At 74.5% G+C, this 12,314-nt stretch carries 1 protein-coding gene (only partly in view); it reads right to left on the bottom strand.

The window, feature by feature from the left end; genetic code table 11:
* Positions 1–12,314 carry the 5' portion of an SDR family NAD(P)-dependent oxidoreductase gene (locus tag STRNI_RS37855; RefSeq protein WP_277412862.1) on the bottom strand. It extends 11,983 nt beyond the left edge of the window, so only the first 12,314 of its 24,297 coding nucleotides appear in the window; its start codon is at positions 12,312–12,314; its stop codon lies off the left edge, out of view.

Genomic DNA, 12,314 nt, shown 5'->3' with positions numbered 1-12,314 from the left:
TCGTGCTGCCGTACGAGGTACTCGCTGAGCAGCACGCCGAGGTCGCCCGCGCCGCCGATGAGCACATAGACGCCGTTGCGGCGCAGCACGGGCTCAGTGGGCGGTGGGGTGGCGTCCACCGGCAGGAGCTGGCGGCGCAGCCACTGGCCGCCGCGGCGGGCAAGCGGGTGCGCGCGGCGGTCGGCGGGCAGGGCGAAGACCTCGTCGGCGACGAACGGTTCACCGTCGGCCAGGTCGACCGCGCGGATGCGCCAGTGCGGCTGTTCCTTGGCCAGGCCGCCGATCAGACCGTGCAGGCTCGCCTGCACCGGGTCGGCGGCCGCGGAGCCGCCCGTGTCGAACGCGCCGGTGGTCAGGAGGGTGAGCCCGAGTCGCTGCTGGTCCCGGGTGAGGGCCAGCGCCTTGAGGACGCGGAACATGCCCCGGATCTCCGCGCGCTCCGCGCTGATCTGCGCCTCGGCGCCGTGGGCGGTGGCCGCGGTCGGGAATCGCATGACGACGTGGTCGAAGTCGCCCAGGACGGCGAGTTCGGCACGCACCTCTTCGGCGGATGACGCGCCGGTGTCCAGCACCACGGTCTGCGGGCGGTGGGCGGTCAGCTCGGCGAGGACATCCGGTTCGAGGCCGATCGCCACCACACGGGAGGCCGCGGACGGGTAGGGGCTGCCGCGCAGCAGCCGGGCCGGCTCCCAGACGGGGTGCAGGGTGAGGTGCCCCGCGGGAAGCTCGTAGGAGTTGGCGGGCGGGGCCGGCACGGCGGGCGTCGTCGCGGGCGCGGCCACCTCGGCAGCCGACGGAGCGGGCACGGCGGGCGTCGTCGCGGGCGCGGTCGCCTCGGCAGCGGGTGGGGCGGGCCGCGGTGCGGCGTCCCCCAACGGGGCGGAGAGGTCCGCGAGTTCCGGCAGTCCGTCGGTGTACCAGTAGCGCTCCCGGGCGAACGGGTAGCCGGGCAGTGCGACCTTGCGCGGCTTTGGTCCCTCGGTGTGGAGGCGGGCCCAGTCGACGGCCAGGCCGCTGGTCCAGGCCTCGGCCAGCGGCGCGAGCCGTCCGCGCCGTGCCCAGCGCGCGACCGTCTCCTGGAAGTCCTCGTCGGTGAGGAAGTCCCTGACCGCGTCGCCCCGGTCACCGCCGCCGTGGAGGTAGGCGCCCGCGGGCAGCCCGCCGCCGAGCGCGCAGGCGTCCAGCGCGTCGGCCAGGGCGGGAAGTGCGCTGACGACCACGGCGAAGCGTGCGGGCATCGCCTCGCGGCCGACCTGCAGCGTGTAGGCGATGTCGGGCAGGTCCGCGCTGCTCCACCGCTCCGTCCGCAGGGCGTCACGCAGCCGGCCGGCCGACTCGCGCAGACGCTCTTCGTCGGCGGCGGACAGCACCACGACGACGGGTTCGCCACGGTGCGCGGGCGCCCCTGGCGCGAGGTCCTTGCCGGTGTGCTCCTCGACGTACTCCTCGACCACGACATGGGCGTTGGAGCCGCCCGCGCCGAACGAGGAGAGGCCGCCGAGGCGCGGGCGTCCGCCGGTCCTCGGCCAGGGCGCGGCTTCGCGCTGCAGGACGAAGGGGCTGTCGGCGAAGTCGATCTCCGGGTTGACGCGTTCGGCGTGCAGGGACGGTACGAGCGTGCCGTGCCGCATCTGCAGCAGCAGCTTGGCGAGGCCCGCGATGCCCGCCGCGGACTCCAGGTGGCCGATGTTGGACTTCGCCGAGCCGATGGCGCAGAAGTTCCGTGCGTCGGTGAACTCGGCGAAGGCCGCGTTCAGCCCGGCGATCTCGATCGGGTCGCCCAGCGAGGTGCCGGTGCCGTGCGCCTCGATGCAGCCGATGTCCCGGGGGTCGACTCCGGCGCGGCGCCAGGCGCTGCGGATGACCGCCGCCTGTGCGAGCGGGTTCGGCACGGTGAATCCGTGCGTGTGGCCGCCGTGGTTCACGGCGGTGCCGCGGATCACGCCGAGGATGCGGTCGCCGTCGGCGACGGCGTCGGCGAGGGGGCGCAGCAGCACCGCGCCGACGCCCTCACCGGGCACGTAGCCGTCGCCGCCCTCGCCGAAGCTGCGGCAGCGGCCGTCGCTGGAGGCGAACTGGCCCTCGCCGATCATCAGGTACTTGCCCGGGTGCACCGACAGGTTGACCCCGCCGGCCAGGGCGGCACCGCACTCCCCGCGCTGGAGGGCGGCGCAGGCGAGGTGGATGGCGGACAGCGCCGAGGCGCACATGGTGTCGACGGTGGCGCTGGGGCCGCTCGCGTCGAGGAAGTACGAGACACGGTTGGCGATGGACGCCAGGCTCCCCGGCACGACGACCGGCTCGCCGCGCACGCTGTACTCGGCACCGTGGAGCTGGTACTCGGAGTACATCGCGCCGACGAACACCCCGATGTCACCGGCGTCCTGGGCCACCCGGGCGCGGGCGGCGGCGCGCAGGGCGCCGCGCGTGTAGCCGGCGTCCTCCAGCGTGGTGTGGGCGCACTGCAGGAACAGCCGCTCCTGCGGATCCATCATGGACGCCGCCTTCGGCGAGATGCCGAAGAACAGCGGGTCGAACTCGTCGATCCCGTCGAGGAATCCGCCCCACTTGCTGTACGTCCTGCCGGGCACGCCGCGACGCGCGTCGTAGTAGCGGCTGTGGTCCCAGCGCCCGGCCGGGATCTCGGTGATGCTGTCCCGGCCGGTGAGCAGGTTCTCCCAGAAGGTGTCCAGGTCGGGCGCGCCGGGGTAGCGGCCTGCCATGCCGACGATCGCGATGGCCATGCCCTGCTCGGCAGGGTCCGCCCCGGCGGCCGGCTCGGCGGCGTTGACGGGGGCCGGGGTGCCGGTCTGTTCCGGCGTGCCGGCAGGCTCCGGTTCAGAGGCCGTCCGCGGCTGGTCCGCGGGCTCCGGCCGGGCGGCCGGAGCGAGTTGCTCGTGAGGGGGCGCTGCGGTGCCGTCGCTCAGGCCGACCAGCGCGGCGAGCGCGGCGGGCTGGGTGCGGAGGAAGTGCCGGACGAGGCCGTCGACCGTCCGTACCTCGAAGAACAGCGTGCTGCCGACGTTGTCGAGCCCCTTGCGGACCGCTTCCGTCAGCTGGACGACCAGGATCGAGTCGATGCCGTAGCGGTCGAAGGACACATCGGCGCGGATGTCGGCGACCGGCAGCCGCAGCGTGTCCGCGACGAGACCGCGGAAGTGGTCACGGGCCAGGTCCGCCAAGAGCTCGTCGCGGTCACGACCGGCCGTGGCGGCCGGGGCGGGCTGTGACGCGGCGGGCTCTTCCGGCACCGCGGCCTGCGGCAGGGCCTTCGGGAGGGTGCCGCGGAAGGCGGACTCGCCGTCCGGGCGCGGCTGGCGGATCGCACCGTCGCTCTCGGCGACGATCACCTGCTGACCGAGGTCGTCGGCGCCCTCGGCGGCGACGAACGCCGCGCGGAAGCCGGCCTCGCCGAGGACTCGCCGCCAGCTCTCCGGCGCCAGGCCGGGAGATCCGGGGATGCGCGGCGCCGGGTCGTCGTAGAGCCACCAGCCGTCCAGGAGGCCGAAGGTGAGGTGGCTGAAGAGGATGTTGTCGCTGAGCTCGTTGAGCAGCAGCAGGGCGTTCGGGCGCGCGGCGGCTTTGGCGTTGCGCAGCGTCCTGCGGATGTTGCGGGTCGCGTGCAGCACATTGGTGGCGATCACGATGTCGTACTCGCCGGGGGCCACTTCCTGCCCCGCCAGCGGCTGTTCGGCGTTGAAGAGCCGTGCGTCCAGGTACGGGACGCTCTCGCCGTACTCCCGCTGCGCGTGCAGCAGGAACGCCCTGGAGATATCGGTGTAGCTGTACTTCTCGATGTGCCCGGCCGACGGGCGCAGCCTGCGGAAGACCGTGTCGCTGGTGCCGCCGGTTCCGGCACCGATCTCCAGGATGCGCAGGCGCGCCGACGGGTCGGCCGCGCGGCGCCGTTCGAGGTAGGCGACGAGGGTGTCGGCGAGCACGTCGTTGAAGTAGTCGGCGACGGGGTTGTTCCTGTACACGCCCTCGACGAGGTCGAGCGAGGCGTTCGGGAACATCACATCGGTGGCCGGGCGGCGGCCGGTGAGGATGCCGGCCAGGGCGCGCAGCGTCGTGTCGACGAGGGTCGCCTGGGGGCGTTTGGCGTCGTCGGCCAGCCACTGCTGCCGCGCCCGGTCCCAGTCGGCCCAGGCGTCGTCGAGAGATCCGGTACGGGTGTCGAGGGCCGCGTACCTGTCCTCGTCTTCGCGGCGCAGGTGGCCCGCGTCGGCGAGCACCGCGAGGGTGTGCTCCGTCCAGCGGTGGTAGCGGTCCTCGATGCCGCCGACGGCGCGCCACTCGGCGGCGGTGGCCGCGCGGCCGTCGCGGAACAGGCCCAGGGACTGCAGCAGCGCCCAGGTGATACGGACCAGCGCGTCCTGCATGGCTCCGGCGTGCCCGTCGGCCTTCTGGCGCAGCTGCGCGATCTCGGCGCGGCGGTCGGGGCGGTCCTCGGCCAGCGCGCTGATCAGGGACGGGGCGGTGACGGCCGGGTGCGTGAGGGAGTCCTCGTCGTGGAGGCCGTCGATGCTGCGGGTGTCCGTGGCCTTGAGGAGCGCGAGCTGCGGGTACGGGGAGGCCAGTAGGGCGTCGAAGGCGGCCATGCCCTCGTCCGGTTCGATCGAGCCCAGGCCCAGCTGCGCCATGCGCTGCTGGTAGCCGTCGGCGGTGACCACGCCGACGCCGGCCCAGTATCCCCAGTTCATCACCTTGACCGGGCAGTCGAGCCGGGTGGACAGGTGCTCGGCGTAGGCGTCGGCGAAGGTGCAGCCCGCCGCGTAGTTGGCCTGGCCGGGGGCCTTGAAGAAGGACTGCATGGAGGAGAAGAACGCGACGAAGTCCAGCGGCTGGCCGGCGAAGGCCTCGGCGAGGTTCACGGCGATGTCGGCCTTGGCGGCGTAGGTCGTGCGGAACCGGTCCTCGTCCATCCGGGCGAGGGTCTGGTCGCCGAGGACGATCGCGGTGTGCAGGACGCCGCGCACGGGGCCGTGCCGGCGCACGATCTCGTCGCAGGCGCGGCGCAGGGCCTCGCGGTCGGTCGCGTCGGCCTGCACGTAGTCCGGCTTGGGGCCGTGGGCTGCCAGGGCTTCCTGCCGGGCGGCGATGGCGGCGTCCAGCGGGCGGCGGCCGATCCAGACGACCCGGGCGCCGTGACGGCGCATCATGTGCTCGGTCCACACGGTGCCGATGCCGCCGGCGCCGCCGATGGCCACGATGACGCCGCCGGGCTCGCGCGGGGCGGCCGCGAGGCCGGGCCCGTCCGTCTCCAGCAGGCGCAGGCGGTACCACTCGCCGTGGCGGTGGGCCAGGGTCTCGCCGCGGGGGTCGGCGGGCAGGTCCAGCAGAGCCGGCCACGGCACGGGGCCGTCCGCCTCGATGTCCGCCACACGGATCCGCCAGTGCGGGTACTCCTTGGCCAGGGTGCCGGCCAGGCCGTGCACACCGGCGTGGGCGGGGTCGGCACCGGTGTCGCCCGGCAGCATGCGCGCCTGCCGGGTGACCAGGGTCAGGCCCAGTTCACGGGCGTCCGCGCCGTCGGCCAGGAGCGCCTTGACCAGGCGGAAGACGGCGATGGCGCCGTCGTGCCGCGCGGCCGCCGGGTCGCCGGTCGCGTCGCCGGTCGGGCCGGCCCTCCGGGCGGACGACGGGACTTCCGACACGGGCCCCAGCCAGAAGAGGTGCTCGGCGCCGGCGGGCAGCCGTGCGGCCAGCCGGTCGGCCGGCTCGTCGGCGCGGACATCCAGGACGGTGGCGTCCGGGTAGCGGCGACGGAGCCCGTCCTGTTCCTCGGCGGTGCCGCCCAGCAGCACGACGCGGGTCTGCGGGTGGGGCCAGGGCGAGGCGGGCACGGCGGGCTGGGCGTCCCACACCGGTGCCAGCAGCGTCGCGCGCGGGGCCTCGCCGTGCAGGGCGGTGGCCTCGCCGTGCAGGGCGGTCATGCGGCGGAAGGCGTATCCCCGCAGGCTCGCGGAGAGCCGTCCGTTGTCGTCGTACAGATCGATGTCCACTTTCGTCACGTCCCGGTCGGCCGAGGGGGCGTAGCCCTCGGTGTGGCGCAGGTGGGCCCACATCCGCTCCGTGGTGGGGGCGAAGAGGTCGGCGGCGTCCAGGGCGAAGGGCAGTGCGGGCGCGCCGCGTTGCTCGTCGAGCGTGCCGGCGGCGTCGCCGTAGAGGCCGACGACGGCCTGGACGGCGCTGTCCAGCATCGCGGGGTGCAGCGCGAACGCGCCGTCGTGGGCGCCGTCGGGCAGGACGAGCCGGGCCAGGACCTCACCGTCACCGACGGCGAGGGTTTCGATGGCGCGCAGGCGGTCTCCGTGGCGGATGCCGACGGCGTCGAGGGCCTCGCGGCACTGGCTCCGCGACAGGGTGCGCCGGCCGAAGCGGGCCCGCAGGGCGTCCAGCGGCGCGGGTACGGGCGAGCCGGGGGCAGCGATCCGGCCCCGGGCGTGCACGGCCGAGCCGTCGCGCAGGACGCGGAAGGCATCGCCGTCCAGATCGACCCGCAGTTCGGCCCCGTCATCCCCGACGGGGAACGGCTCCGGCCATATGACATCGCGCAGGCCGACCGGCGCGAAGGACGTGCCGGTCACGGCACGGCATGCGACCTCCAGCGAGAGCACGCCGGGCAGCACGGCCCGGCCGTTGACGTGGTGGTCGGCCAGGAAGAACTCCTCGCCGCCGAGCCGCAGGCGGTACGCGGTCCCGTCCGTATGCGCGGCCGCGGCCGCGTCCTTGAGCCCCTCGCTTTCCCGGGAGCCGGTCGTGCCGGTCGTGCCGGTCCAGTACCGCTGCCGCTCGAACGGGTAGGTCGGCAGCGGCACTTGGCGGCGCAAGGCGGGCGCGAAGCTGTCGGCGAACCGGTCGGCCTCGCCCCGTACGTACGCTGCGGCCAGCGCGGCCGGGGCCAGGGCACGCACACCGCCGACGGGGCGGGGGTCCGCGGCGGTCTCCCCCTGCAGCACGCTGTCACCGGCGGTGCCGGACAGCCAGGAGCGCAGGCGTGCCGCCAGGTCGGGCAGGCCGGCGGCGACAACGGCCAGCCGGTGAGCGAAGTGGCTGCGTCCCGCGGCCAGGCTGTAGGCGACGGCGCCGGCGGGCAGACCGGGTTCGCGGTCGAGGTGGGCGAGCAGCCGTTCGGCGACGGTGCGGAGGGCGTCCGGTGTACGGGCCGACAGCAGGAAGGCGTGCTCCCCGCCCGCGCCGGTCACCTGGGGGGCCGGGTGCTCCTCCAGCACGACGTGTGCGTTGGTGCCGCTGGCCCCGAAGGAGCTGACGGCCGCCCGGCGCGGGCCGTGGGCGGGCGCCGTCCAGGGCTGCGGGGCGGTGGTGACTGTGAAGGGGCTGCCGTCTAGCACGACGGCCCGGTTGGCCTCGTGGAAGTGGAGCGACGGCGGGATCTGCCGGTGCTCCAGGGCCAGCAGCGCCTTGATGACGCCCGCGATGCCGGCGGCGAACTGCGTGTGCCCGATGTTGGTCTTGACCGATCCCAGGACGGCGCTCCCGGCCGGGGCGCCCTCGAACGCGCGGGTGAGCGCGCGGAATTCGATCGGGTCGCCGAGCTGGGTACCCGTGCCGTGCGCCTCGACGAGCTGGATACCGCCCGGCTCGATGCCGCTGCGGGCGTGGACATCACGGAGGAGCTGTTCCTGCGAGGCCGCGCTGGGGGCGGTGATGCCGTTGGTGGTGCCGTCCTGGTTGATGCCCGAGCCGCGGACGACGCCGTAGATGTGGTCGCCGTCGCGGCGGGCGTCGCCGAGCCGTTTGAGGACGACCGCGCCCGCGCCCTCGCCCGGGACGAAGCCGTCGGCGCGGGCGTCGAAGCTGTGGCAACGGCCGCTGGGCGAGAGCATGCCCGCGCGCGTCGCCGACTCGTACAGCCGCGGCGTGGTCTGGATGAACACCCCGCCCGCGATCGCCATGTCGGCGTCGCCGGAGAGCAGGTCGCGGCAGGCCAGGTGCAGGGAGACGAGTGAGCTGGAGCAGGACGTGTCGGTGGTGAGAGCAGGGCCCTTGAGGTCGAGGTGGTAGGCGATCCGGGAGGCCACGACCGAGCCCATGGTGCCCCACAGGGCCTGCGCCGGCGGCCGGGCGTCCAGCTGGTCGTGGTAGTCGCCGGTGTAACAGCCCACGTAGACACCGCAGTTGCGATGGATGAGGCGTTCGCCGGTGTAGCCGGCGTCCTCCAGGGCGTTCCAGCACTGTTCGAGGAAGATGCGCTGCTGGGGGTCCATGGTGGTGGCCTCGACGCCGGAGATCGCGAAGAACACCGGGTCGAACCGGTCGATGCCGCGGACGAAGCTGCCGGAGCGGCAGGTCACGTCCTGGCCGAGCGGCCAGCGGGTCACCGGTTCGACGAGGTCGTGGCCGGCCATCAGGTGGTCCCAGAGGGCGCGCGGGTCCTCGGCGTCGGCGTAGCGGGCGGCCATCCCGACGACGGCGACGGCGTCATCGTCCGGCGCCGGGACGTCGGCTGCCGGGGAGGGCTGTGCGTGCGGCGCGTCTCCGTAGGTACCGACGATGAACGCGTGCAGGCGCTCGACGGTGCCGTGGTCGAACAGGTCGGTGGTCTCCAGCGCCGTGCCGAGGGCCGTGTTGAGCGTGTGGACCAGGTTCACGCCGAGGATGGAGTCCAGGCCGTAGTCGGCGAAGGGGCGGCGGCGCTCGATGTCGGCGGCCGGCATCTGCAGGGCCTCGGCCAGGGCGTCGAGCAGGATGCGCCGGCTGTCGGCGGCACCGGCTGCCGTCGTGCGGGACGGGGCGGCCGCCGGCTTCGTCGCCGGGTGCTCGCTGTCGGCCGGGCCGAACCAGAACTGCCGTCCGGCGAAGGGGTAGGCGGGCAGATGGACCCGTGCGGGTGTGTCCGCGCCGGTGTGCAGACGGGTCCAGTCCAGGGGCATGCCCTTGGCCCAGAAGGCGGCCAGGTCGTGCCAGTCGCCGCGGCTGATCCAGCGGGCGACGAGTTCGCGCAGTTCGTCCTTCTCCGCCAGGGCGGCCAGGGTCTCGCGGGTGGCCCTGACGCGGCCGCGGGACCACGGGCCCTCGGCCTCCGGATCGGGGTCGGCGAGGAACGCGCCGAGCTGGTCGAGCCATTCCCCGGGGGTGCTCGCGACGAAGCACACCCGCTCGTCCATCGCCTCGCGGCCGGTCTGCAGAGTGGCCGCGACGGCGGGCAGGTCCACAGGGGCGCCGGAGCGGAGCAGACCGCAGAGTTGGGCGGCCCGTGCGTGCAGGTCCTCGGTGGTCCGGGCGGACAGCGGCAGCAGCACCGGCCGCGCGGACGGGACGGGCGTGGCCGGTGCGGTCGTCGTGCCCTGGTACTCGGCGACGATGACGTGGGCGTTGGCGCCGCCCGCGCCGAAGGAGGAGATTCCGGCCATCCGCGGGCCGCCGCCGGCGGGGCGTGGCCAGGGGGCCATACCGGTCTGCAGGGTGAACGGGGTGGCCGCGAAGTCGATGTCGGGGTTGGTCCGCTCGGCGTGCAGGGTGGGCGCGAACGCGCCGTGCCGCAGTTGCAGTACGGCCTTGGTCAGGCCCGCGATACCCGCAGCGGCCTCCAGGTGTCCGATGTTCGACTTGACCGAGCCGAGGGCGCACCCACCGCTCCCGCCGGCGTCGGGAGCGAAGGCCTGCGTCAGGCCGTCGATCTCGACGGGGTCGCCGAGCCGGGTGCCGGTGCCGTGTGCCTCGATGTAGCCGATGGCGGCCGCGGACACGCCGGCGCGGTCCAGCGCGTCGCGGATCAGTGCGGCCTGTGCGCGCGGGTTGGGCACGGTGTAGCCGTTGGTGCGCCCGCCGTGGTTGATGGCGGAGCCGACGATCACCGCGTGAATGGGGTCGCCGTCGGCCTCGGCCGCCGACAGCGGCTTCAGCAGCACCGCGCCGACGCCCTCGCCGGGCAGGAACCCGTCGCCGCCGGCGCCGAAGCTGCGGCAGTGCCCGTCGGTGGCGAGCATCCGGGAGCGGCACAGCTCGACGTACGAGGAGGGGTGCAAGTAGAGGTTGACACCGCCCGCGATGGCCAGCTCGCACGCGCCGTGGCGCAGGTGCTCGCACGCCTCGTGGATCGCGGTCAGCGACGACGAGCACATGGTGTCGATCGGCATGCTCGGGCCGTGCAGGTCCAGCAGGTACGACACCCGGTTGGCCAGCGATCCGAAGGACGTGCGCGGCGCGGGCGGCAATCCGTCGGTCGCCGGGGGGCGGTGGCGGTCGAAGCCGGTCTTGGTGATCCCGGCGAAGACGCCGACCGACGAACCGTGCTGCTCGGCGAGGCGCTGCCGCGTGTAGCCCGCGTCCTCCAGCACCGACCACGCGGTCTCGACGAACAGCCGTTCCTGCGGGTCCATGTCGGCGGCGTCGCGCGGCGCGATCCCGAAGAACGCGGCATCGAAGCGAGCGAAGTCGTCGAGGAAAGCGCCCCACTTGCTGTAGCTGGCGCCCTGCTGCACGGCCCGCTGCGGGTCCGGTTCGTAGAAGCCGTCCAGCGACCAGCGCTCGGCGGGGACCTCGCGGACGCTCTCGCGGCCGGCGCGCAGGTTGTCCCAGAATGCCTCCAGGGTCGGGGCGTCCGGATAGCGCCCGCTCAGGCCGATGACGGCGATCGGCTCGTCCGCACCGGCCGGACGCGGGTTCCTTGCCTCCCGGGGCCGGGGGCGCAGGAGTTCGGCGGACGGAGCGGTCTGTGCCGTGCCCGGCGCATCCGTCGTGGCCGGCGCCGGTGCCGCACCCGGAACGGGTGCCGCGGGGGACGCCGTCGCTGTGGCCGATGCTCCGGCCCCCGCTGCGTCGTCCAGCCAGCGGCGGCAGCCGTCCGCGTGCTGCTCCACCAGGTGCCCGGCCAGGTCGTTCAGTGTCGGGTACTGGTAGAGCACCGTCTTGGGCAGGGCGCCGAACCACTGCGCGAACCGGCGGTTGAGCCGGGTCACGGCCAGCGAGTCGATGCCGAAGCCGTCGAGCGGAGCGGCGGCGTCCAGCCGGGCGGCGTCCAGCCGCACCGTCTCGGCGATCAGTTCCTTCAGCAGGGGCAGCACACGGGCCCGCAGCTCCGTCGGCCCCGTCCGCTGCGTCTCCGCCTCCTGCGGGCCTTGCTCGTCCACGCCGCTCTCCTCGTCCATGACCAGTAGGTGTGGGGTGCCGAGCGCCAGTGCGCCGTGCAGGGCCCGCAGTGCCGTGTCCGTTTCCAGGGGGCGCCCGAAGCGTGCGGTGAGCGCCGGCACGTCCTCGGCCGGGACGCTCATCCCGCCGTCCTGCCACAGCGGCCAGCCGACCGAGACGCTCGCGCCGTGGCGCTCGCCCGCGGCGGCCAGGCCGGCGCGGTGGGCGAGGTAGGCGTCGAGGAACCCGTTCGCTGCCGCGTAGTCGGCCTGCCCGGCGTTGCCCAGCGTCCCGGCGCCGGAGGAGAACGCCACGAGGAAGTCCAGCGGCAGGCGGCGCGTGGCCTCGTCGAGGTTGACCAGCCCGGCGGCCTTCGGTGCCAGGACCCGCTGGGCGTCCTGGTGGGACTTGCGGATCACGTAGTCGTCGCTGACCAGGCCCGCCGCGTGCACGACCCCGTCGAGCCTGCCGTACGTACGCACAAGGGAGTTGACGAGCTCGGCCACGGCGGCGGCGTCGGTGACATCCACCCGGCGGTACTCGGTCGCCGGGCCCGGCTGCCCCGGCCCGAGGCCCAACGGCGAGCGTCCGCACAGCACGACCCGGGCGCCGGGGGCGTGCCGTGCGATGTCGGCGGCGACCAGGCGGCCGACGCCGCCGGCTCCCCCACTGATCAGGTAGACGCCGTCGGGCTGCCACGCCGGAGGGGGCGTCGCCGCGCACGGGGCCGCCGTCCAGGAACGGACCTGGCGCCGGCCGCCGGTGTAGCGCACATGGTCGTCCGCCTGTCCGGACTCCGTGCGCAGCAGGTCGGCGAGCTCGTCCCCCGGCGGCCACTGTGTGCACTCGATCAGCTGGCCGTGCAGCGCCGGGTCCTCCTGCGCGGCGGTGCGCAGCATGCCGAGCAGACCGGCGTAGCCGTACGGAGTCCCCTCCCGGCACACGACCTGCACGGAACGGGCGCCGCCGGCCGGCTGGTTCAGCAGCCGCTGGAGCTCGCCGAGCAGCAGGGTGGCCGCGTGCTCGTAGGCAGCGGCGGGCCCGTCGTCACGGCTTTCCACACGGGCGACGGACACACCGGGCAGGTGCCGGCGCAGGACGGCCACGTCCGCGTCGGGGGTGTCGCACAGCACGACCAGCCGCCCGGTCACGAGGGGCGCGGTGCGCCCCGACGCCGGTTCGTCGCGCCAGGCCGGCACACGAAGGATGTCTCTGCTCAC

The organism is Streptomyces nigrescens (genome assembly GCF_027626975.1).
Classification (GTDB): domain Bacteria; phylum Actinomycetota; class Actinomycetes; order Streptomycetales; family Streptomycetaceae; genus Streptomyces; species Streptomyces nigrescens.
This window is presented reverse-complemented; position numbering and strand designations above follow the sequence as displayed.